Source organism: Sphingomonas glacialis (assembly GCF_006439055.1).
GTDB classification, from domain to species: domain Bacteria; phylum Pseudomonadota; class Alphaproteobacteria; order Sphingomonadales; family Sphingomonadaceae; genus Sphingomonas; species Sphingomonas glacialis_A.
Map to the genome: position 1 here is coordinate 134,164 of NZ_RCZC01000007.1, position 24,488 is coordinate 158,651.

A 24,488-nucleotide genomic window follows, 5' to 3' on the forward strand; every position below is an offset into this window, starting at 1 on the left:
AGGCGTCGTGCCACGCGGCGACCACGGCAATCCTGCTCTGGTCGCTGGGCGGACAGTCGAGGTGGTGGGTTTCATCCCAGAAACGCTTCGATGCGGGCGGCGACCCGGTCGCGCTCGAGCGAGAGGACGCCGTGGCCGACGCCCGGCATGTCGAAGCGCTCGCCATTGGGGAACAGCCCGGCGGTGGTCAGCGTGACATCCCACAGATCGTCTTCGGGGTTCATCACCAGCACCGGCTGCGTCACCTGCGGGATCGCGCCGAGAAAGTCGTAAGCGAACACCGATTCATAGCCCCACGCGATGCGCGATCCGCCGCGCAGGCATTCGGCCATGTGGCGGTGGCGCGCCTCGGCGCCGAGCCGCGGATCGCTCAGCGCGCCGATCGCCGCCCAGAGCTTTTCGACATGCGCGAGCGTGGCATCGGGGGCGGGGAAGGCGGCGCGCAGCATCGCCAGGTGCGCCGCGCGGATCTCGGGCGGAAAGGCGGCGAGCCCGAACAGGACGAGACGGCGGATGCGTGCCGGAAAGGCGCGCGCGAGCTCGGTCGCGATCACCGATCCGGTATGCTGCCCGAGCAGATCGAACGGACCCGGCGGCACGATCCCGTGCTCGGTGAGATGCGCCATCACTTCCGCCATCACCGCGGCGAGCATCTCGATCGTGAGCGGGGCGGGTGGGGCGTCGCTCATCCCATAGCCCGGCGTATCGACCGCTACGACGACGCGGTCCGCGCCGAGCAACGGGAGCAACGGTTCCCAATCGACGCTGTTCGACGGGGTCTGGTGGAGGCACAGCAAGGGTGGCGCCGAAGCATCCTTGGCCGGCGCGGCGATGCGATAGTGCAGCTGACCGATGCGGCTTGGCGCGTATGCGCGGGTGACGTGCGCGCCGAACTTTCCAGCGACCGCAGCGCCGGGCTCGGTCACGAAGGGCCGCCCAGGCAATCGACGATCTGGTCGCCCCGCGCGAACCAGGTGGCGGGTCGCGCCGCGAGCTCAGCGAGCAGCGCTTCGAACGCGTCCATGCGATAGGGCAGGCCGATGATGTACGGCGTCAGGTGGAGCGGCAGCAGCCGCCCGCCGCCCTGCGCTTCGGCCTCCTTGGTCAGCCAGTCGTGCGCGTCGAGGATCTGCTCGGCATAGCTGTCGACCGATTGCTGCTGGACGTTGAGGATCTGGCGGTCGGACAGTTCGTGGTTGAGTGGCACGTTGATCAGGCCGTTCGAGAATGCCCAGGGCGCTTCGTCATTCGCCCAGTCGACGCAATAGTCGACGCCCGCTTCCTTGAGCAGCGGCACGGTGTTGAAGCTCTGCGAGCGCGCGATCGAATGCCAGCCGCGCGGCCGCGTTCCCGCGACCGCTTCGAGAGTGTCGAGCGACTGCGCGATCAGCGCGCGTTCTTCCGCGATCGGGAGGCCGCTGGCGATCGTGCCGTTCATGTCGGTCGAATGCGCGATGATCTCGTGCCCGGCCGCGACCACGTCGCGGATGATCGAGGGATAGCGTTCGGCGATCGCGCTGTTCGCCGCGACCGATACGCTCACGCCCGCCTTGGCGAAGGCATCGAGCAGCCGGTAGAAGCCGACGCGCGTGCCATATTCGCGCGCGGTATAGTGGCGGTAATCGGGATAGGCCGTCTGCATGTGCCCGGGCGCGCGGAACGGCGTGTCGCTGGGTAGAATCGGAAACCATTCGAGGCTGACGACGATCCACGCCGCGACGGTCTTGCCGTTGGGCCAGGCGATCGGCGCGCGCTTCGGCAACGTCTCGTAGGGATAGAGGTCGTGGTCATACCCCAAGCGGCGCTTGGCGTATTCGAGATAATCGGGCGCGAGGCTCATGCGATCTGCCCCCGATAGGCATCGGCGATGTCGCCGGCGCGGGTGATCCAGGCGCGGCCGTCGGCGGCGATATGCCGCAGCACCTCCTCGAACGCGCCGATCCGATGCGGCTGGCCGATCAGGTAGGAATGGAGCGGGATGCACATCACCGTGCCGCCGGCACCGCCTTGGTTTTCCGCTTCGTCGGCGAGGCGCTCATACTGGCGGATCAGCGTCCGAGCGTATTCGCGCGGGCTCATATTGTAGATGAAGAAGCCGTAATGGTCGTTGACTTCGAGGCTATAGGGCATCGAGATCAGGTCGCCGCTGGCGGTCCTGACCGGCATCGGCTGGTCGTCGTGATACAGGTCGCAGGTATAATCCATGCCGTATTCGGCGATCAGGTCGAGCGTGCGCGGGGTGTGCGTCAGCGCGGGGGCGAGCCAGCCGCGGATCGTCTGGCCGGTCGCCTCGCGCACGGTGCGGATCGAATCCTCGATGATCGCGCGCTCCTGCACTTCATCCATGCCGTAGCTGTAGCGCGTATTGTAGATGCCGTGGCTGAAGAACTCCCAGCCGCGCGCCGCGCCGTCGGCGACGACCTCGGGGTGATGCTGGCACAGCGCGACCGACAGCGAGACCGAGCCGGGGAAGCCGTGCTTGCTCATCACCTCGGCCATCCGCCAGTGGCCGACGCGGTTGGCATGGTCGCGGTGGGCATAGCCGACGACGTCGGGATGCGGCTTCGCCCAGCTCTTGCGGTGCGGGTTGGCGGGCGGGTCGATCTCGTAATATTCGAGGTTGGGCGACACCCAGACGGCGACTTTCTTGTCGCCGGGCCAGACCAGCGGCTTGCGGCCGCGGTACGGGGAGAAATCGTACAGCTCGGGGTCGGGGGCGCCTTCATGCATGATGGTTGCCCTCCCTTCCGTCATCCCCGCGAAAGCGGGGATCCCGCTTCTTCGCGACGGGGGAAAAGAAGCGGGATCCCCGCTTTCGCGGGGATGACGGGATGAGGGACGGTGTCATCACTTTGCCTCCAGCCAGTCGATCACCGTCTGGACCGGCTCGACATCGGCATATTTCAGCTGAAGGTCGGTCAGATTGGCGAAGTGATAGCTCTCATGCTTGTCGGCGCAGGTCTCGATCGGGACGATCGTGCGATACCCCCGGCTGAGGCTGTCGACCGCGGCGGCGCGGACGCAGCCCGAGGTCGAGCCGCCGGTAATCACGACGGTGTCGACCTTGTGCCACACCAGCAGGCTCTGCAGCGGCGTCTCGAAGAAGGGCGAGGGCATCCGCTTGGTGTAGATCGCATCCCTGGCGTGATCGATCTCGCAGCGATCATCGAACGCATGGCGGCGTGAATCGTATTTGATGTTCTGCAGGCTGTCGGGCGTGTCGGTGCGCGTGCCCCACACGCCGGCGTCGCTCGCATCGTCCATATAGGCGACGTGGGTCCAGATCACCGGCATGCCTTTCTCGCGGGCGAGCCGCGAGATGGTGTTGGCATATTCGATCTGGCGCGGGTCGGTTTCGTACGCGGTCTTGAACTCGTCGATCCGCGTATAGGCGTTCTGGAAATCGATGTTCACGATCGCGAGCTTGCTCCCGAAGCCGAACTTGCTGCGCGCCGGATTGGCCATCACCTCTTCGAACAGCTCGCGCGCGGTCTTGTCCGAGCGCACCATCTTGGTTCCGATGATCGTCATGCTGCGTCTTTCCATCCAAGCGGGAGGCCGGCATCCGGAAGGAAGCCGTAGAGCGGCTCGCCCGGCAAAGCCTCGGCGAGGATTGACCGTACCGCGACCAGCGCGTCGAGGTCGATGCCGGTCCTGAGCCCCATCGCCGCGAGCATGAAGCACAGATCCTCGGTGACGATATTGCCCGAAGCCCCCGGCGCGAATGGGCAGCCGCCAAGGCCACCGAGCGAAGAATCGAGCGTGGTCAGCCCGCATTCGAGCGCCATCAGCGCATTGGCGAGCCCGAGCCCGCGCGTGTTGTGGAGGTGGATCCCGGTCAGCGCGGCATCGCCCGCCGCGGCTTTGACGAGCGTGATAAGCCGCTTGACCGCCGCCGGGTCGGCAAAACCGGTCGTGTCGGACAGCCCGACCTCGTCGCACCCCGCCGCCATCAGCGACTCGGCGAGGCGGGCGACCTGGGCGTCGGGGATCATCCCCTCGAGCGTGCAGCCGAACACGGTCGACAGTGACCCCTCGAAATGCGGCCGCTCGCTCGTCGGGAGCGCCTTGATCATCTCGGCGATCAGCTTCGCCTCGGCGAGCACCTGCTCGTGCGTGCGACGGAGGTTGGCGAGGCTGTGCGTCTCGCTGACCGACAGCGGCAGCGTGATCTTGTGCGCGCCGGCCTTGATCGCCGCCTCGGCGCCCTTGGCATTGGGCACCAGCACCGCGACCGTCAGTCCGGGAATCGTGCGGGCGTGCGCGACGATCTCGGCGGTGTCGGCGAGCTGCGGCAGGAGCTTGGCGGGGACGAAGCTGCCGACCTCGATCTCGCGCAGGCCGGCGGCGGCTTCGGCGCTGATCCACGCCTTTTTAGCCGCGGTCGGCATGATGCGGGTGATGCTTTGGAGCCCGTCGCGCGGGCCAACCTCACTTACCAGGACGTCGATTTCGGCCATCAAAGTTCCGTTTCGCGGTAATTTGTCCTATAGCTATACCAAATGCATTCGCTCTGTCATCTCACAGATCGGTCTTTTGAAGATTTATCTCGAATGTCGGATACCGACGCCGCCCGCGGCGGGGATGACGAGCGAGATGATCGATGCGCAGTTCGCCATCGTTGCCGAGGCAGCGCGGTTAGACCTTCAAGCCGCCCAGAAACGCCACCACCTCATCCTCGCTCACGACATCGGCATATTTCGCGTTCATGTCGAACAGATTGGCCTCGTGCGGACCGGGATGCCGGTCGCCACACGCCTCGGCGACCACCGCGGTGCGGAAGCCGTGCGACATCGCATCGACGCACGACGCGCGGACGCAGCCGCTCGTGGTGAGCCCGGTCAGCAGGACGCTGTCGACCCCGACCGCCGTCAACGTGGAGGCGAGCGAGGTGCCGAAGAACGCGCTCGGATATTGCTTCGAGACCACCAACTCGTCGGCTTCGGGAACGAGTCCCGCGGGCCAGGCGCCCATCGCGCTGCCCTCGAGGAAATAGCGCAGCGGCGCCGCCTTCTCGTAAAAACGCCCGCCGTTGAGCGCGAGCGGATGATAGACGACATTGGTCAGAATCACCGGCACGCCCGCCGCCCGCGCCGCCGCGCGCACCCGCAGCGCCGAGGCGAGCGCATCCTCGACCCCCGAATAGAGATCGCACTCCGGGTCGAAATAGCCCTGGCAGAAATCGATCAGGATCAGCGCCGGCTTGGCGCCGAAGCCGACGCGGGTGCCATAGGCCTTGGCGTAATTGGCGGCCAGATCGTCGCTCATCGTGATGCTCCCATGTCGTACAGCCAGGGCTGGAGGGTCTTCTGCCGCGCCTCGAACGCGGTGATATCGTCGCTGCTGGCGTTGAGGATCAAAGCGGTCTCGTCCCAGCCGTTGAGCAAAGCGAGCCGCTGCTCGGCGCCGACCTCGAACGCGATCGGTGGGTCGTCGCCGACCCGCAGCGTCTGCGCTTCGAGATCGATCGCGAAACGCTCGCCCGCCGTTGCGCGCTCGGTCAGCGCGGTAACCAAAGCGGTGGGGAGGCGGATCGGCAAGACACCGTTGCGGAAGCAATTGCCGTAGAAGATCTCGCCGAAGCTCGGCGCGATCACGCACGTGATGCCCTGGCCGAGCAGTGCCCAGACGGCTTGCTCGCGGCTCGAGCCCGAGCCGAAATTGGCACCCGCGAGCAGGATCGGCGCGTCACGCCACGGCGCCCGATTGAGCACGAAACCGGCGATCTCGGCACCCTGCGCATCGAAGCGCCGATCGTGAAACGCATAGCGCCCGAGCCCCGCGCGCGCGGTGATCAGCAGGAAGCGCGCGGGGAAGATGATGTCGGTGTCGACATTCTCCTCGGGCAGTGGGGCGGCCGTGCCCGACAGCGTTGTGAACGGGGTCATCGGGCCGGCTCCAGCGTGCGGACATCGACGAGGTGCCCGGCGATCCCCGCCGCCGCCGCCATCGCCGGGCTCATCAGGTGGGTGCATCCGCCCGGCCCCTGGCGCCCCTCGAAATTGCGGTTCGAGGTCGAGGCGCAGCGTTCGCCCGGCAGCAACCGGTCGTCGTTCATCGCGACGCACATCGAGCAGCCGGCATGACGCCATTCGAACCCGGCGGCCAGGAAGACCGCGTCCAATCCTTCGTGCTCGGCCTGATGCTTGGTCGCGGTCGATCCCGGCACGACGATCGCGGTGACGCCCGGCGCGACGCGGCGGCCCGCGACGATCGCCGCGGCCGCGCGCAAATCCTCGATCCGCCCGTTGGTGCACGATCCGATGAACACGCGGTCGATCGCGATTCCCGAGAGCGCGGTGCCCGCGCTCAGCCCCATATAGGCGAGCGCCTTCTCCATTTTCGCGCGTGCGCTCGGGTCGGCGAGCGTCGTCGGATCGGGGACGCGCGCGGTGATCGGCGCGCTGTCGTCGGGCGCGGTGCCCCAGCTCACCTGCGGCGCGATCTCGCCGAGGTCGAGCGTCACGCTCTTGTCGAACACCGCTTCCGGGTCCGAGCCGAGCGTGCGCCAATAGGCAACCGCTTGGTCCCACGGAGCCCCCTGCGGCGCCATCGCACGGCCCTTGAGGAAGGCGAAGGTCGTCTCGTCGGGCGCGACCAGGCCGATCCGCCCGCCGGCCTCGATCGTCATGTTGCACAGCGTCATCCGCGCCGCCATCGACATCGCCGAGACGGCCGGCCCGATATATTCGACGGCATGGCCAGCCGCCCCCAGCCCGCCGATCCGCGCGATCAGCGCGAGCGCGACGTCCTTGGCGGTGACGTGTGGCGACAGCGTTCCGGTGAGCTCGACGCGCATCGTCTTGGCGCGCGTCTGCTTGAGGCATTGCGCCGCCATCACCGTGCCGCACTCGCTCGCGCCGATGCCGAACGCCAGCGCGCCGAACGCGCCGTGTGTGGTCGTATGGCTGTCGCCGCAGACGAGCGTGATGCCGGGCAGCGTGAAGCCCGCCTCGGGGCCGATGACATGGACGATCCCCTGGCCCTCGCCGTCGAGCCGGCGATACGGCACGTCGAATGCCGCGGCATTGGCCTCGAGCTCGGCAACCTGCGCCGAGGCAAGCGGATCGGCGATCGTCCCGCCGCGCGCGCGCGTCGGCACGGCATGGTCGGCGACCGCGAGATGGGTCTCGGGGCGGCGCACCCTGCGCCCGGCGTCGCGCAGCGCCTGGAACGCCTGTGGGCTGCTCACCTCGTGGACGAGATGGCGGTCGATATAGAGCAACGCCTCGCCGCCGGGCAGATCGGCAACGAGATGGCTGTCCCACAATTTGTCGTAGAGGGTCGAGGGCATGGCATTCCAGTTTGCTCGGGATGCGAGCGACCCGGGCTAGGCTTTTCGGCGCGCGTTTCCCTAGCCGCTCGTCGTGCTATCCGGTTGGCGGACACATCGCGTCGGGCGCCGCGGATAGCCGCCTGTCGATCACACAGCGGATCAAGCTCGACCCGGCGCACCGCGCCAGTCCTATTCACTCCCCAATGCCGGCTGATGCCGCAACGCGTGGAAGGACATGCCCATGATTGTTCCTCATTCAGGCCACCGCGCCGGACGACAGTGATGCGCGCCGGGCATATCTCGGGCCGGATCCAGTATCTGGCGGGCGACGGGCGCGAGACCGGGCGCGAGCGTTTCGAGCTGATCGGCTCGCCCGCCGACGTCACGCTGCGCGCGTTCTGCGAGATGGACGACGTCGCTCTGACGCGGGACGTCACGCTGGCGATGGATGCGCAGTGGCGACCGCTCGACGGCTTCTGCCGGATCAGTCGGCACGGCGCGCGCGAAGCGGCCTTGTGGTTCGATGTCGGCGCGCACGATGTAGTCCTGAACGGCTGGATCGGTGGCGCGCGGGTCGAACAGGCCAGGCTCGCGCTCGCCGAGCCGCTCGCCTATCTCGGGCTGCATCCGCTGCAGGGCGACGCGCTGATCGTCAACGCGCGCGGCACCGACCAGCCCGGCGTTTTCGTCCCGATCGCCTGTGCGACCAACTCGATCTCGCCCGACGGCGACGAGGCGGTGGGTGTGCGGCCCGTGACGATCGAGGTCGCCTATCTCGGCGAGGAGCGCATCGACGTTCCCGCGGGCAGCTTCGCCGCGCGGCATTATGCGCTGCGCTGGGACCCGTCCTGGCCCGCCGCCGATCTCTGGGTGCGCGCCGAGGATTGCGTGTTCCTCAAGCTCGACTGGAGCCATGTCGATGCCAGCTATGTGCTGGCCGAACTGACCGAAGCCTGAAAGGCCCCGTATGACCCGATCCGTCTCCTCGCTCATCCGCGGCACGATCTTCGTGCGCGACCTCGAAAAGGCCGCCGCCTTCTACGCCGCGCTCGGTTTTACCGAAATCTATTACGAGGGCGTGCTTGACGATCCCTCGGCCTCGCGCATCCTCGGTTTTGCCGATCACGGACCGCTCGCGATCCGCATCGTCAAGAGTGGGGGCCCCAATTACGGCATGATCGGGTTGTTCAAGATCGACCCTACGCTCGCGCCCGAAACGGTGCCGATGGCGACCGGCCCGGCGCGGATCGGCGAGGTCGCTTTGGTGTTCTACGTCGCGTCGATGGAGCGCGCGCTCGCCGCCTTGCGTGCGGCCGGCGCGAGCTGGTCGCCCGAGCCTGAGATGTTCCGCATGCCGCACCGCGAACAGCCCGAAGTGTGCATGCGCGATCCCGACGGGATCCTACTCAATTTGGTCGAGAACGATCCGGCCGAGCAGGAACTGACCGGACGCGAAGGCGCGTGAGCCGCGCGCGGCGCGGCTATGCCGACGGGCCGTTCGGGCAGATCCATTACCAGCAGCAAGGCGAGGGGGCGCCGCTGGTGCTGCTCCACCAGGCGCCGATGACCGCCGCACAGTTCGACAACGTCTACGCCCCGCTCGCCGCGCGCGGGATTCGCGCGATCGGGATCGACATGCCGGGGTTCGGGCAGTCCGACCCGACCGATGTCACGCCGACGATCGCCGATTATGCGCAGATCGTGCCCGCGGTGTTAGACGCGCTCGGGATCGCGCGGGCCGATGTGCTCGGCCATCACACCGGGGCGCTGGTCGCGAACGAGGCAGCGATCCTCTTCCCAGAGCGCGTGCGCGCGATCATCCTCAACGGACCGCTGGTGATCGACGAGGCCGAGCGGCAGAAATATTGGGCGACCGGCCATCAATGGGAACTCAACTGGGCCGAGCATAGCGGCGGCACGCATTTCAACGAGCTGTTCGAAATCCGCGAGGCATTCGCCGCGGGGACCGTGCCGCTCGCGCGGATCAGCGACTATGTCGTCCAGGCGCTGAGCGGGAAGGGGCTGTTCTGGTACGGCCACCACGCCGCCTACCAATATCGCCAGGACGAGCGGCTCGCGCTGGTGACGCAGCCGGGTATGATTCTGACCAACACCGGCGACATCATCTATCCGCACGCGCTCGCGGCGCGGGCGATCCGCCCCGATTTCGCGTTCGTGGCCCTCGAGGGCGGGGGTGTCGACATCGTCGATCAGCAGCCCGAGGCGTGGGCCGATGCGGTGGCGGGATTCCTCCAAGGGCTTTGAAGCCAGCCCCGCCAATCGTGCTTCAAGACAATTCGCGCTCCGCGAAGAACCCTTCGATCGCGCGTGCTACACCGGGTGCATCTGCGCCGGGCTGGAAATTGCCGCCGCCAGTTTCGACCACCATCGCGCCCGGTGCGAGTGCGACCGCGCGGTCGAAGCCGAAATGGAAGAAATCGTCGGGCGAGGTCAGCAGCAAGACCGGCGCTGCCACGCGGCACATCGCGGCGGCGCTGTCGTGGAGCGCGACCGCGCGATACGCCTGCGGACGCCCACGCCAGGCGCGCAGCATCGCGATCACCTCGCCGTGGAGCAGTTCGAGGTCGCAGTCGGGATTGTAGCCCGCGGCATAGTGCCAGTTGCGGAGCAGATGGCCGCCGTCGCGGCGCAGCGCGATCGGCGTGCTATAGTCGGCCTCGAACGCGACCTGCTCGGCAGGCGTCATGAACACCGGCCCTGCGAGCATCAGCGAGGCGACGCGATCGGGGACGCTTGCGCCGAGCTCGATCGACAGCGTCGCGCCGGTGTGATGGCCGAACAGATGGAAGCGCGCGATCCCCAGCGCGTCGATCGCCGCCAGCACCATCGCGGCATAGTCGCCGAGCGACGGCCAGCCCTCCGGGTCGAACGACCCGCCGAACCCCGGCGTGTCGATCGCGACGAGCTGGTTGGGCAAATCGAGCGTGCGCAGCAGCGCGTCGTAGCTCGCCGCCGAAGTCGCGGTCTGGTGGAGGAAGACGATCGCGGGCTGGACGCCGTCGATGATATGCGCGTGAACCTGTCCGCGGGGGGTGTCGACATAGGTCTTGCGGATCTCGCGCATCACGTCCGCCGGATCACAAGATTGCGGATCTCGGTCATGTCCTCCATCGCGAAGCGGATCCCTTCGCGGCCGAGGCCCGAATCCTTGACCCCGCCATAGGGCATGTTGTCGACGCGGAAGCTCGGCACGTCGTTGATCACGACGCCGCCGACCTCGAGCCGGTCCCATGCCTCGAACATCTTGAACAGGTCGCGCGTGAAGATGCCCGCCTGTAGTCCGAACTTGCTGTCGTTGACCTCGTCGAGCGCGGCGTCGAAATCGCTGAACCGGCTCAGCATCGCGAGCGGCCCGAACGCTTCCTCGCGATAGGCGTCGCTCGCAGTATCGACATTCTCGAGCAGCGTCGCCTCCAGCATCGCGCCGTCGCGCTTGCCGCCGCACAGTAGCGTCGCGCCGCGCGCCACCGCGTCCTGGATCCATCCGTCGAGCCGGCGCGCTTCGCCTTTGCTGATCATCGGGCCGATGAAGGTCGCGCGATCGTGCGGGTTGCCTGCGACCAGCGCCTTGGTCCTGGCGACGAGCATGGCGCGGAAACGGTCATAGATCGACTCATGGACGATGATTCGCTGCACCCCGATGCAGCTCTGCCCCGATTGATAGAAAGCGCCGAAGATCACGCGCTCGAGCGCATCGTCGAGATCGGCGTCGGCATCGACGATCACCGCGGCATTGCCGCCGAGTTCGAGCACGATCTTCTTCTTGCCCGCGCGCGCCTTCAGATCCCAGCCGACCCCAGGCGAGCCGGTGAAGCTCAGCAGCTTGAGCCGGTCGTCGGTGGTGAACAGATCGGCGCCCTCGCGGTGCGCGGGGAGGATCGAGAAGGCGCCTTCGGGCAGATCGGTTTCGGCGAGCACTTCGCCGATGATCAGCGCCCCGAGCGGCGTGCGGCTCGCGGGCTTCATCACGAACGGGCAGCCGACCGCCAGCGCGGGCGCGATCTTGTGTGCGGCGAGGTTGAGCGGAAAGTTGAACGGCGAGATGAACGAGCACGGCCCGATCGGCACGCGCTTCCACATCCCCTGATAGCCCTTCGCCCGCGGCGAAATGTCGAGCGGCTGGACTTCGCCGGTCATCCGTGTCGCTTCCTCGGCCGCCAGGCGGAAGGTGTCGATCAGGCGTCCGACTTCGCCCTCGCTGTCCTTGATCGGCTTGCCCGCCTCGACGCACAGCGCATAGGCGAGCTCGTCCTTGCGCGCTTTGAAGCGGTCTACGCAGTGCTGGAGTACCGCCTGGCGTTCATAGGCCGGCATCCGCGCCATCGGCTCGGCCGCGCGGACCGCACCGGCGATGCCCTCCTCGATCGTCGGGGCATCGGCCTGGGCGACATGGAAGGCGACTTCGCCGGTGAATTTGTCGGTGACCGCAAGGTCGGCATTGGGCTGCGCGGCCTTGTTGTTGAGGTAGAGCGGGTAGACGTCTTTGAGCGTCGTCATGGGAAAACCTATGGCCAGTTGGCAAAAACGAAGGCGTCGTCATCCCCGCGAAAGCGGGGATCCCGCTGCCTGGCCCCGCCGCTGGTAGAAGAAGCGGGACCCTCGCTTTCGCGAGGGTGACGGCAGGAGCGCGGCGCGGATCACACGATCGCGCAGACGGTCTTCCACTCGAGATAATTGTCCATCGCCTGCTTGCCGCTGTCGCGACCCCAGCCCGAGGCCTTCATGCCGCCGATCGGCAGCGAAGGATCGTACATCGCATGGCTGTTGATCCACACCGTGCCAGCGCGCAGCGCCCCGCTCAACCGATGCGCACTCGACAGCGATTCGGTCCACACGCTCGCGGCCAGGCCGTACTGGCTGTCGTTGGCGGCGGCGGTGACTTCTTCGATCTCGTCATAGGCCTGCGCGACCAGCACGGGGCCGAACACTTCCTCGCGGACGATGTCCATCTGCGCATGGACGTTGGCGACCACCGTCGGCGGCATGAAGGTCGCCGCCTCGCCCGACAGTTCGCCCCCGGTGAGGATCGACGCACCCGCCGAGCGCGCCTCCGACACGAACGCCGCGACGCGCGCGGCATGGCGCGCCGAGACGAGCGGCCCCATCTGCGTCGTCTGGTCGAGCCCGTGGCCGAGCTTGAGCGTCTCCGCATAGGCGACCACACCCTCGACCACCTGATCGTGGATCGAGCGATGCACGTACAGCCGCGACCCCGCGATGCAGACCTGTCCGGCATTGAAGAAGATCGCGTTCGCCACGCCAGGAATCGCAAGTTCGAGATCGGCATCGGGCAGCACGATCGTCGGCGACTTGCCGCCCAATTCGAGCGTCACGCGCTTGAAATTGGTCTTGGCCGCATCGAGGATCGCGCGGCCGGTCTGGGTCGATCCGGTGAAGGCGATCTTATCGACATGGGGATGATTGGCGAGCGCCGCGCCTGTCTCGCTGCCGAGCCCCGTCACGATGTTGAGCACGCCCGCAGGAAGCCCCGCCTCCATCATCAGCTCGCCGAGCCGCAAGGCGCTCAGCGACGTGTCCTCGGCGGGCTTCAGCACCAAAGTGCAACCCGCGGCGAGGGCAGGGGCGAGCTTCATCGCGGTCAGCACCAGCGGCGAATTCCACGGCACGATCGCCGCGACCACGCCGACGGGCTCGCGCACCGTCCAGGCCGAGACCTTCTTGCCCGCCGGCTGATAATCGATCGACGTTTCGAGCGTATTGCCCTCGATCGCCATCGCCTGCCCCGCAAAGAAGCGGAACTGGTTGATCGCACCCGGGATCTCGGCCCAGCGCCCGACGAACAGCGGCTTGCCCTGGTCGAGCGTCTCGAGCTCGGCCAGCTCGTCGATATGTTTCTCGAGCAAATCGGCGATATCCCACAGGATCCGCGCGCGCTTGAGCGGCGGGGTCGAGCGCCAGCCATCGAACGCCGCGCGTGCCGCGCTAACCGCGGCATCGACGTCACTCGCCGATGCGGCGGCGATCTGCGCCGTCTCGCTGCCCGTCGCCGGGTCGAGCGTCGCGAGCGTCTTGCCGCCCTCGGCGCTCTGCCATGCGCCGTCGATCAGCAGGCCGCTGCCGGCGCCGCGGCGCGCGAGGAAGGCGAGGGTGTCGGGACGGAGATCGGGGCGGACGATCGGCATGGGCTTCTCCTGTGGTGCGCCGACCTTGGCCGACGTGGCTCCCAGCGCCCAACCGCCAGCCGCGAAAAGCCGCAGGTCGGATAGTCGTCACCACGCAGCGGCTTTGCCAAATCGCGCTGCCGTAAGACCCGGGGCAACGGTGCCGCATGGCCGGCACCACGCACATCCATTTAGCGGGGATCACAATGGCGTATCGTTTGGGCGTCGATGTCGGCGGGACCTTCACCGACCTGCTGCTGCTGGATCAGGCGAGCGGCGGCTTCTGGCGGCACAAGACGCCGTCGACCCCGCATGACAGCTCGGTCGGCATCCTCACCGGGGTCGATGCAATCTGCGCGAGCGCGGGTATTACGCCTGCCGACGTCGAGATCTTCCTTCACGGAACGACGGTCGCGACCAATGCGGTGCTCGAAGGCAAGGGCGCGCGCGTCGGGCTCGTCACCACCGCGGGCTATCGCCAGATCATGCAGATCGCGCGCAGCTTCGTCCCTGGCGGGCTCGCCGGCTGGATCGTCTGGCCCAAGCCCGTGCCGCTCGCCGCGCTCGAGGATACCGTCGAGATTGTCGGCCGGATGGATGCGCAGGGCAACGAGATCCGCCCGATCGACGATGCCGACATCCGCGCCGCGCTCGAAAAGCTGAAAAGCCAAGGGATCGAGGCGCTGACGATCAGCCTGGTCAACGCCTACCTAAATGGTGCGCACGAGAACCGCGTCGCCGAGCTGGCGGCGGAAATCCTGCCCGACGTGCCGATGTCGCTCAGCCACATCGTCCTGCCCGAGATGCAGGAATATGAGCGCACGCTCACCACGGTCGCCAACGCCGCGGTCCGCCCGATCATGCGCACCTACGTCCGCAACCTGCGCACCAAGCTGCGCGACAGCGGGATGGCGGGCTCGCTCTCGCTGCTCCGCTCGGACGGCGGGCTGATGTCGTCGGAAAAGGCCGAGGAGCATCCCGTCTCGCTACTGATGTCGGGTCCTGCGGGCGGCGTGACTGGCGCGCTGTGGGTCGGCAAGAATGCCGGGATCCGAAACATCCTGACGCTCGACGTCGGTGGAACCTCGACCGACGTCGCCTTGATCGAGAATCTGGAAGCGCGCCGCGTGCGCACCACCGAGGTCGGCCATCTCGCGGTGCGGGCATCGGCGCTCGACGTGAAGACCGTCGGCGCGGGCGGCGGCTCGATCGCCTATGTCCCCGAGCTGACCGGCGCGCTGCGTGTCGGCCCGCAATCGGCCGGTGCGATTCCCGGGCCGGTGGCGTACGGCAAGGGCGGCGTGCTGCCGACCGTGACCGATGCCAATGTCGTGCTCGGCTATCTCCCCGAGTCGCTGCTCGGCGGCACCTTCAAGCTCGATCGCGCAGGCGCCAAGGCGGCGGTCCAGACGATCGCCGACAAGCTCGGCATCGGGCTGATGGAGGCCGCGCGCGGCATCATCGACATCGTCAACGAGAATATGTTCGGCGCGCTGCGGATGATCTCGGTCCAGCAGGGCTATGATCCGCGCCACTTCGCGCTGATGGGCTTCGGCGGCGCCGGGCCGCTCCACGTCAATGCGGTCGCGCGGCTGATGAACAGCTGGCCCGCCATCTCGCCGGTCAGCCCCGGCGTGCTCTGCGCGCTCGGCGATGCCACCACGCAGATGCGCACCGAGACCGCGCGCAGTTTCTCGCGCCGCTTCAGCGAGACCGGCGAGGCGGAAGTCCAGGCGATCCTCTCCGAAATGGCCGCGCAGACCCGCGCCGAACTCGTCGCCGAGGGGATCGCCGATAGCGACGTCACCTCGCTGTTCGAGATCGACGTGCGCTACGAAGGTCAGGCGTTCGAAGTGCCGCTGTCGATCGATGCCGAGACGCTCACGCGCGACGGCCTTGCCGGCATCACGGCGCGCTTCGACGAGGAGCATCGCCGCCTGTTCACCTTCAACATGGACACCGCGCACGAGCTGGTGAATTTGCGCGCCGTGGCGCTCGGGCCGCTGCTCGACCTTAAGGCGCCGGCGCTGCCGCAGGGCAATGGCGACCCGATCAATGCCAAGCTGCGCGACCACGAACTCTGGGCCGACGGCGCGATGGCACCCGCTGTGATCTACGACCGCGCCAAGCTCTGCGCGGGCGACATCATCCCCGGTCCCGCGATCGTCATCGAGATGGATTCGACCACGCTGATCGAGGCCGGCTGCACCGGCGCGGTCGATGCGGTCGGCAACATCCTCATCACTCTGGCCTGACAGGAGCCCTTATGCCCGCACAGATCATCCAGGCCGATTCGACGCCCTTCAACACGGTCGCGATCGACCCCGTCACGCTCGAAGTGATCGAGAACGCGCTGCGCAACGCCCGCATCGAAATGGACGCGACGCTGGTGCGCACCGCCATGTCGCCCGGCATTCGCGAGCAGGGCGACGCCTTTCCGCTGATCGCCGACAGCAAGGGCCGCATGATCGTCGGACAGTTCGGCTCGTACATCGGCCCGTTCCTCGACGGCTTCGACGGCACAGTCGAGGAGGGCGATCTGATCTTCCTGTCGGACCCCTATTCGGTCGGCGGCGCGATCAGCCACAGCAACGACTGGCTCGTGCTGCTGCCGGTGTTCCGCAACGGCCGGCTGGTCGCCTACACCTCGATGTTCGGGCATATGTCGGACATCGGCGGCAAGGTCCCAGGCTCGATGCCGATCGATGCGACCAACATCTTCCAGGAGGGTGTGCGCATCCCGCCGGTCAAGATCTGGAAGCAGGGTGTCTACAATGCCGATCTGATCAAGCTGATCATGCATCAGGTCCGCACGCCCGAATGGAACATCGCCGATCTCAACGCGCTGACCGCCGCCTGCCGCGTCGCCTCGCGCCGCATCGTCGAGATGTGCGAGCGCTTCGGCGACGATGTCTATGCCTCGGCGACCGACATGCTGCTTGAGCGCAACTATCGCGCGATGAAGCATCTCGTCGAGACCTCGGTCAGCGAGGAGAAGGTCAGCTTCGAGGATTACATCTGCGACGACGGCATGGGCTATGGCCCGTACAAGATCAAATGCACGATGTGGCGCGAAGACGGCCGCGTGATTCTCGACTTCGACGGGACCGACCCGCAGTCGAAGGCGTCGATCAACTTCTTCCTCAACGAAAACATGATGAAGATGTTTTTCGGAATCTACATGATCATGGTGTTCGACCCGCAGATCCTGTTCAACGACGGCTTCTACGACCTGATCGACGTGCGCATCCCGGCGGGATCGCTGCTCAAGCCGAAATTCCCCTCGGCTTTGTCGGGCCGCACCCACGCGCTCGGTCGCCTGTTCGATATCCTTGGCGGGCTGCTCGGGCAGGGGACGCCCGAGTTTCTCAACGCCGCGGGCTTCTCCTCGTCGCCGCATCTGTTCTACGCGGGGACCGACAAGGACGGCAAGTGGTTCCAGCTGTTCCAGATCGGCTTCGGCGGCATCCCCGCACGGCCGATGGGTGATGGGCCCGACGGTCACTCGCTCTGGCCGGGCTTCACCAACGTCCCCAACGAATTCCTCGAGCGCTACTTCCCGCTGCGGATCGAAGTCTATGAGACGGTGGCGGACAGCGGCGGTGCGGGGCTGCACCGCGGCGGCAACGGCATCAACATGGTGTACCGCTTCCTCGAGGACGGCGTGATCGCGATCCATGACGATCGCTGGTTCGTGCCGCCCTGGGGCGTCAATGGCGGCGAGCCCGGCACGCGCGCGCGCAAGGTGTTGGTCAAGAATGACGGGACCGAGATCGTGCTCGGCAACAAGCTCGAGGATTATGAGGTCGAGGCCGGCGAGCAGTTGAAGTTCATCACCTGGGGCGGCGGCGGCTGGGGGGACCCGCTCGAGCGCGACCCGGCGTTGCTCGCGAAGGAGCTGACGCAGGGGTTGGTGACGGTCGAAGGATCGCGCCGCTACGGCGTGGTACTGGTCGACGGGCTGGTCGACGAAGCCGCGACCGAGCAGCTCCGCACCGAGATGCGCGCTGCCCGTCCCGAGGTGCTGCCGACCTTCAACTACGGCCCCGACATCGAGACGTTGCGCGCCAATTGCCTCGCCGAGACCGGCCTCCCGGCGCCCAAACAACCGGTCTGGCATCCGACCGCAAAGGTGGCTGCCTGACATCGTCACCCCGGCCTTGTGCCGGGGTCCACCGTCGTCCGAGACCGTCGGCGCGCAGGATACGCGGCCCGGTGGACCCCGGCACAAGGCCGGGGTGACGGTGAGCGTTCAATACACTCGAATCCGCCCAACCGGGCGCACAAGGACGTACCGCATGGCCAACCCGATCCTCCGCACCAAGCTCGCCACTGGCGAATTCTTCGTCGTCCCCGGCATCCACGACATGATCACCGCGGTGATCGCCAACAAGGTCGGCTTCGATATCGTCTATGGCACCGGCTATTGGCTGACCGCCTCGGCGCTCGGCCTGCCCGATGCGGGGATCGCGAGCTACACGCAGATGGTCGACCGGATGGCAACGCTCGCACGCACCAGCACCGCGGCGCTGATTGCCGATGCCGACACCGGCTATGGCGGCCTGCTCAACGTCCATCACACCGTGAAGGGCTATGAAGCGGCGGGCGTCACCGCGGTCCAGCTCGAGGACCAGGAATTCCCCAAGAAGTGCGGTCACACGCCGTTCAAGCGCCTCATCAGCACCGAGGACATGGTCGAGAAGATCAAGGTCGCCTGCGACGCGCGCGACGACAAGGAGAACCTGCTCATCGTCGCCCGCACCGACGCGCGGCAGAGCGAGGGGCTCGACGGCGCGCTTCGCCGGCTCGAAGCCTATGCCAAGGCGGGCGCCGACGTGCTCTTCCCCGAGGCGATGCAGAGCGAGGAAGAGATGCGCACCGCCTGCGCCGCGTTCGACAAGCCGGTGATGGCCAATATGGCGAACGGCGGCCTGACCCCGGTGCCGCAGGCCGATGTGCTCGCCGAGATCGGCTATGCCTTTGCGATCTACCCTTCGCTGACCAGCCTGGTGGCCGCGGCGGCGATCGAGAAGTCGTTGGTCGATCTCAAGGAGAAGGGCATTGGCGAGCCCGACGGCATCTTCAACTTCATGGAATTCTGCTCGCTGATCGGCTTCGACGATGTCTGGGCGTTCGAGAAGAAGTGGGGCAAGGATCGGTAGCCCTTTTTCGCCCCTCCCCTTGAGGGGAGGGGTTGGGGGTGGGGGAAGTCTCACCGAGACGGGCGCCCGTTACGGCCCCACCCCAACCCCTCCCCTGAAGGGGAGGGGCTTACGCGTTTCGAGGAAGCAACCCATGAGCATCGAAATCACCGCAGCCGTCCTCGCGCAAAGCGGCGACCACGCCCGCCCGTACGCGGACAGCCCCCCGCTCGCGGTGAAGGCGCTCACGCTCGCCGACCCCAAGCCCGGCGAACTGCTCGTCCGGATCGACGCCGCTGGCATCTGCCATTCGGATCTCTCGGTCATCAACGGCGATCGCCCGCGCCCGATGCCGATGGCGCTCGGCCATGAGGCCGCCGCGACGATCGTCGCGCTCGGCAACCCCGATGACAAACACTTCGCGGTCGGCGACCAGGTCGTGCTCGTCTTTCTGCCGTCGTGCGGCGAATGCGTCGCCTGTGCCTCGGGCGAGGGGTATCTCTGCCCCAACGCCGCCGCCGCCAACGGCCGGGGCGAGCTCATGCACGGCGGCTCGCGCCTGTCGGAGGGCGCTGTGACGGTGCACCACCATCTCGGCGTCTCCGCCTTCGCGACGCACGCCGTCATCGATCGCCGCTCGGCGGTGAAGGTCGATCGCGACATCCCGTCCGAGACCGCCGCTTTGTTCGGCTGCGCGGTGCTGACCGGCGTCGGCGCGGTGATGAACACGGCGCAGGTCCGCCCGGGCGAGAGCGTCCTGGTCTACGGCCTCGGCGGCGTCGGCCTCGCCGCTTTGCTCGGCGCGCTCGCCGCTGGCGCGCAGCCGGTCACTGCAATCGATCCGTCCCCTGAGAAGCGTGCGCTCGCGCTCGAACTCGGCGCGGCGATGGCGGTCGCGCCCGACGAAGCCGACACGCTTCCCAAGACCGACGTCGTGATCGAGACCGTCGGCAAGGCCGTCGTCCTCGCCGCCGCGTATGGCGCCGCGCGCCGCGGTGGCCGCGTCGTCACGGTCGGCCTGCCCAATCCGTCCGAAAAGCTCGAAATCTCGGCCCTGTCCCTGGTCGCCGACGGCAAGACGCTGACGGGGAGCTATATGGGCTCGTCGATCCCGAGCCGTGACATTCCGCGCTATGTCGCTTTGTGGCGCGCGGGACGCCTGCCGGTCGAACGCCTGCTCACCTCGATCAGCCCGCTTTCCGAGATCAACGGCCTGATGGACAAACTCGCCAGCGGCGCTGCCATCCGGCAGGTGGTCAAGCCCTGAAACTATCCAGAAACGGCGGGTAACTATCCGACAGGCGGATAGTCGTTGCCACGTGTCGGTCATTGGCGCACGCTATGTCATGTTGGTGTAATCAACACGTCATCGGAGAGACGCGACCATGGAAAAAGGTGTTCCTATCCGCTCGATCGGCCGATCGATCGCCGCCTTGAAGGCGATCAACCGGCACGGCTCGCTGTCGATGATGGAAATTTCGAAGGCGTCGGCTGTCCCCTATCCGACCGCGTGTCGGATCGTGCAGACGTTGCTCTATGAAGGCCTGATCGAGCAGGAGCCCGCCCGCAAGCGCTACCGCCCGACCGCGCTCGTCCAGACGCTGTCGCACGGTTTTCAGCAGGACAATCATCTGGTCCGCGCCGCGCGGCCGCACATCGTCGCGCTGACGAAGAAGGTCGGCTGGCCGGTGTCGATCGCGACGCGGGTCGGGCGTAACATGATGCTGCGCGATTCGACCCACGCCAACACCTCGCTGACCTTCGAGCAATATTATCCCGGCTTCACGCTGCCGATCCTCGACAGCGCCTCGGGCAAATTGTCGATGGCGTTCGCGCCCGATGACGAGCGCGAGATGATCATGAAATGGATGCGCGTTTCGCAGGAGATCGACCTGCAATATCTCGCCACCGCCGAGGCGAGCCTCGACGTCGAGCGGATCCGCGAGCGCGGCTATGCGGTGCAGGGGCGCAACCATTTCAACCGCACGCCGGGCAAGACCACCTCGATCGCGGTGCCGATCTTCCATAACGGGATGTTCGAGGCGGCGATGACGATGGTGTTCTTCGTCACCGCGATGAAGCTGGATACGGCGCTGGATACGTATCTCGAGGACCTGAAGGCGGCTGCTGCTGCGATCAGCCATGATTTGAGTGACGTTTCCGGGGAAGCCTGACGACTCTAAGCCCCTCCCCTTCAGGGGAGGGGTTGGGGTGGGGCTGTGCCTTCTAAGCGGGCTCTCGGTGAGACACTGCCCCACCCCCAACCCCTCCCCTAAAGGGGAGGGGCTAAGAAGAATTACAGCCGAACCGTAACCGCCTTGGTCTCGAGATACCCCTCCAGACTCTCCTGCCCGAACTCACGCCCCCAACCTGATTGCCCATAGCCGCCGAACGGAATGTTCGTGCCTACCGCACCGTGGCAATTGACCGACACATGCCCCGCGCGGATCCGCGCGACGAGCTTGTGCGCCCAGCCCAGATTTTGCGTCCACACGCTGCCCGACAGCCCGAACGGCGTATCGTTGGCAAGCTTAGCGATCGCATCGAGATCGGTGCCCTCGAAGCGCTGGATCGCCATCACCGGCCCGAAGATCTCCTCGCGCACCACGCGCATGTCGCGGGTCGTGTTGGTGAAGATCGTCGGCTCGACGAAATTGCCCGGCCGCTCGAGCCGCTTGCCACCCGCGACGAGCGTCGCGCCCTCGGCGACCGCGCCTTCGATAAAGCCCATCACCTTGTCGGTCTGGACTTGCGAGATCAGCGGCCCCTGCATCGAGGTTGGGTCGAGCCCGTGGCCGAGCGTCATCCCCTGCGAGAACTGCACCAGCCCCTCGACCAAAGCGTCGTGAATGTCGACATGGACGAAGATCCGCGTGCCCGCCATGCAGTTCTGGCCCTGCAGGAAGTAGGTCGCCATCGCCACGCCGGGGATCGCCAGCGCCAGATCGGCGTCGGGCATCACCACCACCGGCGATTTGCCGCCGAGCTCGAGCGTCACCTTCTTGAGATTACCCGTCGCGGCCTGGATGATGCGCTTGCCGGTCGCGGTCGAGCCGGTGAAGGAGATCTTGTCGACGTCGGGATGCTCGGACAGCGCCTGGCCGACCGTCGCGCCGAGGCCGTTGACGATGTTGACGACGCCCGCCGGAAAGCCCGCCTCGAGCAGCAGGTCACCGAGCAGCAGCATCGACAGCGGGGTTTCCTCCGACGGCTTGATCACGATCGTGCAGCCTGCCGCGAGCGCGGGCGAGAGCTTGAGGATCGCCATCGCCAGCGGCACGTTCCACGGCGTGATCTGCGCAACGACCCCGACCGGCTCCTTGACGGTATAGGTCAGCGCCTCGGCTTCGGCGGCGACATGGCGCGGCGGGGCGATCGTCGTGCCCTGAATGCGCATGATCGACCCGGCATAATAGTCGACCATCTCGACACAATTATCGACGCACAGCCCGGCGATGAAGCGCGGCATCCCATTGTCGATCACCTCGAGCTCGGTCAGCAGCGCAGCATGTTCCGCGATCAGCCGTGCGAAGCGGGTGAGGAGGGCGGTGCGCTCGGCGACGCTGAGGCGCGACCACGGCCCCTCGAACGCGCGGCGCGCGGCGGCGACCGCGCGATCGACATCGCCCGCAGTGCCGATCGCGAACTCGGTCAGCACCAGGCCGGTCGCCGGATCGCGCGTTTCCATCGTCTCGCCGGTCTCGCCATCGACCCACAGGCCGTCGATCAGCAGCTTGTGCTTGCGGTCGAGAAAGGCGCGCGTCTGCGGCGCGATCAGGTGGCCGTCGAACGGCGCAATGTTGGGCGTAAGGGCGTTCATATCGCGACGGTCCTGCAATCATAGTCGAAGAGACCGAGGCTCTCTTCGTCCTTCATCGCGCCGATCCCGAACATCGCCGCGTCGGGGCTCTGCATGCGATCGGCATTGGCGTTGGATTCGGCCTGGATGAAGGTCGCGCGGTCGTGCCGTGCGGCGACATAGCGGGCGAGGCCATCGGCGATCGTGTCCGATCCTCCCAGCGCGCGGGCGAGCACGACGGCATCCTCGATCGCGCAGGCGGCACCGTGGCCGAGGAACGGCGTCATCGCGTGTGCGGCATCGCCGAGGAGCGCCACATTGCCGTCGACGGTCCAGTCGGCCAGCGGAGAGCGCGCGTTGATCGCCCATTTGTAGAGCGGCACCTTTGCGGCGGCGGCGATCATCGCCTGCACCTCGTCGCACCAGCCGGCATAGGTCGCGGCGAGGTCGGCCGGGGCGGCGGGCAGCGTCCAGCCATCGTCGGTCCAGCCGTCCTGCCGCGCGAAGAACACCATGTTGAGCAGCGTCCCGCCGCGCACCGGATAGCGCGTGATCATCTTGCCCGGGCCGATATGGATGCCGGGCCATTCGGTGACGCCGCGCACCGCATCGTCGACCGGCACCAGGGCGCGCCAGGCGACGTGGCCGGTGAAATGCGCGGGGACGGTCTCGAAGCGCTTGCGCACGACCGACTTCAGGCCATCCGCGCCGATGATCACATCGCCTTCGACGCGGCTGCCGTCGTGCAGGATTACCGTGGTGCCTTCGGTATCGACCGCCCCGGCGTTGGTCCGCAGCTCGACCCCCGCGGCGCGCGCCGCCTTGAGCAGTTGCGCATGGAGATCGGCGCGGTGGATCGTCACATAGGGCGCGCCATATTTCGCGCGCGCGCTGGCGCGTTCCATCGGCACGAGGACGCGGCCGTCCTCCCAATGCTGGATGCGCTGGCGCTTGGGCTCGACGCCCGCCGCGGCCGCGTCTTCCATCACGCCGATGTAATCGAGGCCCTTCATTGCGTTGGGCGACAGCGTCACCCCCGCGCCGATATCCCCGAACTGCGGCGCCGCCTCGAGCAAGGTCACCGCGAACCCCGCCTGCGCGATCGCGGCGGCGGCGGTGACGCCGCCGATCCCGCCGCCGACGATCGTGATCCGTTCGCTACGGCTCATGCGAGCTGGCCGGGGATATGGCTTTCGTGATTCTGCAGATACCAGTCGGCGATCTCCTCGCGCGTCGCCCACCATACGCCGGACAGCGACTGCGCATGCTGGATGAACTCGCGGATCGCGCGGATCCGGTGCGCGCGGCCCGAGACGTGCGGGTGCAGCCCGACGTTCATGATGCGGCCGGTCGTGGCACCTTCCTCGTACAGCACGTCGAGTTCCTCGATCAGCGCCTGGGAGAACTGGTCGGTGGTGAAGTTCTTGCGCGTGATGAAGGTGAAATCGTTGATCTCGTTGGAGTAGGGCACCGACACGATCGGTCCGTTCGGCGTCTTCAGCAGATACGGCTGATCGTCGTTCATGATGTCGCAGTAGAAGGTCGCGCCGTACTCGGCGAGGATGTCGGCGGTCTGCAGCGTGCCGCGCAAGCTCGACGACAGCCAGCCCTTCGATTTCCGCCCGGTGTGCTGCTCGAATGCGTCGAGCGTGCGCAGCACCACTTCGCGCTCCTTTGCCGGATCGCCCGCGAAGTTGGTGAGCAATTCGCCTTGCTCCCAATTGTGCGTCAGCAATTCCCAGCCGCGCATGAGCACCGCATCGGTCATCGCTTTCCGCCGCTCGAAAGTAACCGCGTTGGTCGTGCAACTCGCCTTGGCGCCAAGTTCGTCGAACAGGTCGAACAGCCGCCAGATGCCGACGCGCTGGCCATATTCGCGCCAGGAGTAATTCGGGAAATCGGGCACGTTGCCCGGCAGGATGTCGGGCAGGATCGACGGGCCGCCGGCATAATAGGGCTTGTCGGTATCCTTGGTGAGATCCCAGGTCTCGAGGTTGAAGGTCAGGATCAGCGCGACGCGCGCGCCGTTCGGCCACACCAGCGGCTGGCGCTCGGGCAAGGGGATGTAGTTGTAGTCCATGGGACGCTCCTCGAATTTCGGAACTCCGCTCCCTGGAAGGGAGGGGCTG

Annotated in this window: 22 protein-coding genes; 8 read left to right on the forward strand and 14 right to left on the reverse strand. The window is 66.9% G+C overall.

Annotated features, from left to right (window positions below; all coding sequences use genetic code 11):
* Window positions 1-71 precede the first annotated feature (71 nt).
* The 8 genes from EAH76_RS18955 to leuC form a co-directional block, all read right to left on the reverse strand.
* Window positions 72-926, reverse strand: coding sequence for an alpha/beta fold hydrolase (locus tag EAH76_RS18955; protein WP_140851838.1), 855 nt, complete (start codon window positions 924-926; stop codon window positions 72-74).
* On the reverse strand, window positions 923-1,840 hold the full coding sequence (locus tag EAH76_RS18960; RefSeq protein WP_140851839.1) for a polysaccharide deacetylase family protein: 918 nt from the start codon (window positions 1,838-1,840) through the stop codon (window positions 923-925). The genes EAH76_RS18955 and EAH76_RS18960 overlap by 4 nt, the downstream gene beginning before the upstream one ends.
* Window positions 1,837-2,730: a polysaccharide deacetylase family protein gene (locus EAH76_RS18965; protein ID WP_140851840.1), complete on the reverse strand. Its 894-nt coding sequence runs from the start codon at window positions 2,728-2,730 to the stop codon at window positions 1,837-1,839. The genes EAH76_RS18960 and EAH76_RS18965 overlap by 4 nt, the downstream gene beginning before the upstream one ends.
* Window positions 2,731-2,847: 117 nt before the next feature.
* Window positions 2,848-3,531, reverse strand: a complete 684-nt coding sequence (locus EAH76_RS18970) for an isochorismatase family protein (RefSeq protein ID WP_194151044.1) — start codon at window positions 3,529-3,531, stop codon at window positions 2,848-2,850.
* Window positions 3,528-4,460 (reverse strand): hydroxymethylglutaryl-CoA lyase, encoded by a 933-nt coding sequence (locus EAH76_RS18975; protein ID WP_140851841.1) that lies wholly within the window; start codon window positions 4,458-4,460, stop codon window positions 3,528-3,530. Before EAH76_RS18975 ends, EAH76_RS18970 begins: the two co-directional genes overlap by 4 nt.
* Window positions 4,461-4,638: 178 nt before the next feature.
* Window positions 4,639-5,268 (reverse strand): isochorismatase family protein, encoded by a 630-nt coding sequence (locus tag EAH76_RS18980; RefSeq protein WP_140851842.1) that lies wholly within the window; start codon window positions 5,266-5,268, stop codon window positions 4,639-4,641.
* The gene (leuD, locus tag EAH76_RS18985) at window positions 5,265-5,888 is read right to left on the reverse strand and encodes a 3-isopropylmalate dehydratase small subunit (protein WP_140851843.1); all 624 of its coding nucleotides are present in this window, start codon (window positions 5,886-5,888) and stop codon (window positions 5,265-5,267) included. The genes EAH76_RS18980 and leuD overlap by 4 nt, the downstream gene beginning before the upstream one ends.
* The gene (gene leuC, locus EAH76_RS18990; RefSeq protein WP_140851844.1) at window positions 5,885-7,294 is read right to left on the reverse strand and encodes a 3-isopropylmalate dehydratase large subunit; all 1,410 of its coding nucleotides are present in this window, start codon (window positions 7,292-7,294) and stop codon (window positions 5,885-5,887) included. The genes leuD and leuC overlap by 4 nt, the downstream gene beginning before the upstream one ends.
* 264 nt (window positions 7,295-7,558) lie before the next feature.
* Here leuC and EAH76_RS18995 point away from each other — a divergent pair, with 264 nt between their 5' ends.
* From EAH76_RS18995 to EAH76_RS19005, 3 genes are read left to right on the forward strand one after another with little or no spacing between them, the layout of a single operon-like run.
* Window positions 7,559-8,233: a hypothetical protein gene (locus EAH76_RS18995; RefSeq protein WP_140851845.1), complete on the forward strand. Its 675-nt coding sequence runs from the start codon at window positions 7,559-7,561 to the stop codon at window positions 8,231-8,233.
* A 10-nt stretch (window positions 8,234-8,243) separates the two neighbouring features.
* Window positions 8,244-8,741, forward strand: a complete 498-nt coding sequence (locus EAH76_RS19000) for a VOC family protein (RefSeq protein ID WP_140851846.1) — start codon at window positions 8,244-8,246, stop codon at window positions 8,739-8,741.
* Complete coding sequence (locus EAH76_RS19005; RefSeq protein WP_241659792.1) at window positions 8,738-9,541, forward strand: alpha/beta fold hydrolase; 804 nt, start codon at window positions 8,738-8,740, stop codon at window positions 9,539-9,541. The genes EAH76_RS19000 and EAH76_RS19005 overlap by 4 nt, the downstream gene beginning before the upstream one ends.
* Window positions 9,542-9,563: 22 nt before the next feature.
* Here the strand turns inward: EAH76_RS19005 and EAH76_RS19010 are convergent, their stop codons facing one another.
* The 3 genes from EAH76_RS19010 to EAH76_RS19020 form a co-directional block, all read right to left on the reverse strand.
* Window positions 9,564-10,361 carry an alpha/beta fold hydrolase gene (locus tag EAH76_RS19010; protein WP_140851848.1) on the reverse strand — a complete coding sequence of 266 codons (798 nt, stop codon included), beginning with the start codon at window positions 10,359-10,361 and terminating at the stop codon, window positions 9,564-9,566.
* On the reverse strand, window positions 10,361-11,794 hold the full coding sequence (locus EAH76_RS19015; RefSeq protein WP_140851849.1) for an aldehyde dehydrogenase family protein: 1,434 nt from the start codon (window positions 11,792-11,794) through the stop codon (window positions 10,361-10,363). Before EAH76_RS19015 ends, EAH76_RS19010 begins: the two co-directional genes overlap by 1 nt.
* Window positions 11,795-11,934: 140 nt before the next feature.
* Window positions 11,935-13,440: an aldehyde dehydrogenase family protein gene (locus EAH76_RS19020; protein ID WP_140851850.1), complete on the reverse strand. Its 1,506-nt coding sequence runs from the start codon at window positions 13,438-13,440 to the stop codon at window positions 11,935-11,937.
* A gap of 185 nt (window positions 13,441-13,625) precedes the next feature.
* Here EAH76_RS19020 and EAH76_RS19025 point away from each other — a divergent pair, with 185 nt between their 5' ends.
* The 5 genes from EAH76_RS19025 to EAH76_RS19050 all read left to right on the forward strand — a co-directional run bounded on the left by EAH76_RS19025 (window position 13,626) and on the right by EAH76_RS19050 (window position 20,734).
* Window positions 13,626-15,674, forward strand: a complete 2,049-nt coding sequence (locus EAH76_RS19025; protein ID WP_140851917.1) for a hydantoinase/oxoprolinase family protein — start codon at window positions 13,626-13,628, stop codon at window positions 15,672-15,674.
* Between the two features lie 11 nt (window positions 15,675-15,685).
* The gene (locus EAH76_RS19030) at window positions 15,686-17,563 is read left to right on the forward strand and encodes a hydantoinase B/oxoprolinase family protein (RefSeq protein WP_140851851.1); all 1,878 of its coding nucleotides are present in this window, start codon (window positions 15,686-15,688) and stop codon (window positions 17,561-17,563) included.
* 154 nt (window positions 17,564-17,717) lie between these two features.
* Window positions 17,718-18,581 (forward strand): isocitrate lyase/PEP mutase family protein, encoded by an 864-nt coding sequence (locus EAH76_RS19040; protein ID WP_140851853.1) that lies wholly within the window; start codon window positions 17,718-17,720, stop codon window positions 18,579-18,581.
* Window positions 18,582-18,714: 133 nt separating this feature from the next.
* Window positions 18,715-19,827: a zinc-binding dehydrogenase gene (locus EAH76_RS19045; RefSeq protein ID WP_140851854.1), complete on the forward strand. Its 1,113-nt coding sequence runs from the start codon at window positions 18,715-18,717 to the stop codon at window positions 19,825-19,827.
* A gap of 118 nt (window positions 19,828-19,945) precedes the next feature.
* Window positions 19,946-20,734: an IclR family transcriptional regulator gene (locus EAH76_RS19050; protein ID WP_140851855.1), complete on the forward strand. Its 789-nt coding sequence runs from the start codon at window positions 19,946-19,948 to the stop codon at window positions 20,732-20,734.
* Between the two features lie 122 nt (window positions 20,735-20,856).
* Here the strand turns inward: EAH76_RS19050 and EAH76_RS19055 are convergent, their stop codons facing one another.
* Genes EAH76_RS19055 through EAH76_RS19065 form a run of 3 tightly spaced genes read right to left on the reverse strand, consistent with a single transcriptional unit; the run spans window position 20,857 to window position 24,439 of the window.
* Window positions 20,857-22,380 (reverse strand): aldehyde dehydrogenase family protein, encoded by a 1,524-nt coding sequence (locus EAH76_RS19055; RefSeq protein ID WP_140851856.1) that lies wholly within the window; start codon window positions 22,378-22,380, stop codon window positions 20,857-20,859.
* Window positions 22,377-23,528: an FAD-dependent monooxygenase gene (locus EAH76_RS19060; RefSeq protein WP_140851857.1), complete on the reverse strand. Its 1,152-nt coding sequence runs from the start codon at window positions 23,526-23,528 to the stop codon at window positions 22,377-22,379. The genes EAH76_RS19055 and EAH76_RS19060 overlap by 4 nt, the downstream gene beginning before the upstream one ends.
* Window positions 23,525-24,439 carry a polysaccharide deacetylase gene (locus EAH76_RS19065; RefSeq protein ID WP_140851858.1) on the reverse strand — a complete coding sequence of 305 codons (915 nt, stop codon included), beginning with the start codon at window positions 24,437-24,439 and terminating at the stop codon, window positions 23,525-23,527. The genes EAH76_RS19060 and EAH76_RS19065 overlap by 4 nt, the downstream gene beginning before the upstream one ends.
* Between the last annotated feature and the right edge of the window lie 49 nt (window positions 24,440-24,488).

Bases quoted from the DNA above. Each gene is read 5' to 3' on its own strand.
- EAH76_RS19025 (WP_140851917.1), top strand. From the start codon at position 13,626: ATGGCGTATCGTTTGGGCGTCGATGTCGGCGGGACCTTCACCGACCTG.
- EAH76_RS19000 (WP_140851846.1), top strand. From the start codon at position 8,244: ATGACCCGATCCGTCTCCTCGCTCATCCGCGGCACGATCTTCGTGCGC.
- EAH76_RS19010 (WP_140851848.1), bottom strand. From the start codon at position 10,361: ATGCGCGAGATCCGCAAGACCTATGTCGACACCCCCCGCGGACAGGTT.
- EAH76_RS18965 (WP_140851840.1), bottom strand. From the start codon at position 2,730: ATGCATGAAGGCGCCCCCGACCCCGAGCTGTACGATTTCTCCCCGTAC.
- EAH76_RS18970 (WP_194151044.1), bottom strand. From the start codon at position 3,531: ATGACGATCATCGGAACCAAGATGGTGCGCTCGGACAAGACCGCGCGC.
- EAH76_RS19030 (WP_140851851.1), top strand. From the start codon at position 15,686: ATGCCCGCACAGATCATCCAGGCCGATTCGACGCCCTTCAACACGGTC.
- EAH76_RS19060 (WP_140851857.1), bottom strand. From the start codon at position 23,528: ATGAGCCGTAGCGAACGGATCACGATCGTCGGCGGCGGGATCGGCGGC.
- EAH76_RS19015 (WP_140851849.1), bottom strand. From the start codon at position 11,794: ATGACGACGCTCAAAGACGTCTACCCGCTCTACCTCAACAACAAGGCC.
- EAH76_RS18975 (WP_140851841.1), bottom strand. From the start codon at position 4,460: ATGGCCGAAATCGACGTCCTGGTAAGTGAGGTTGGCCCGCGCGACGGG.
- leuD (WP_140851843.1), bottom strand. From the start codon at position 5,888: ATGACCCCGTTCACAACGCTGTCGGGCACGGCCGCCCCACTGCCCGAG.
- EAH76_RS18960 (WP_140851839.1), bottom strand. From the start codon at position 1,840: ATGAGCCTCGCGCCCGATTATCTCGAATACGCCAAGCGCCGCTTGGGG.
- EAH76_RS19050 (WP_140851855.1), top strand. From the start codon at position 19,946: ATGGAAAAAGGTGTTCCTATCCGCTCGATCGGCCGATCGATCGCCGCC.
- EAH76_RS19040 (WP_140851853.1), top strand. From the start codon at position 17,718: ATGGCCAACCCGATCCTCCGCACCAAGCTCGCCACTGGCGAATTCTTC.
- EAH76_RS18995 (WP_140851845.1), top strand. From the start codon at position 7,559: ATGCGCGCCGGGCATATCTCGGGCCGGATCCAGTATCTGGCGGGCGAC.
- EAH76_RS19055 (WP_140851856.1), bottom strand. From the start codon at position 22,380: ATGAACGCCCTTACGCCCAACATTGCGCCGTTCGACGGCCACCTGATC.
- EAH76_RS19020 (WP_140851850.1), bottom strand. From the start codon at position 13,440: ATGCCGATCGTCCGCCCCGATCTCCGTCCCGACACCCTCGCCTTCCTC.
- EAH76_RS19045 (WP_140851854.1), top strand. From the start codon at position 18,715: ATGAGCATCGAAATCACCGCAGCCGTCCTCGCGCAAAGCGGCGACCAC.
- EAH76_RS19065 (WP_140851858.1), bottom strand. From the start codon at position 24,439: ATGGACTACAACTACATCCCCTTGCCCGAGCGCCAGCCGCTGGTGTGG.
- EAH76_RS18980 (WP_140851842.1), bottom strand. From the start codon at position 5,268: ATGAGCGACGATCTGGCCGCCAATTACGCCAAGGCCTATGGCACCCGC.
- leuC (WP_140851844.1), bottom strand. From the start codon at position 7,294: ATGCCCTCGACCCTCTACGACAAATTGTGGGACAGCCATCTCGTTGCC.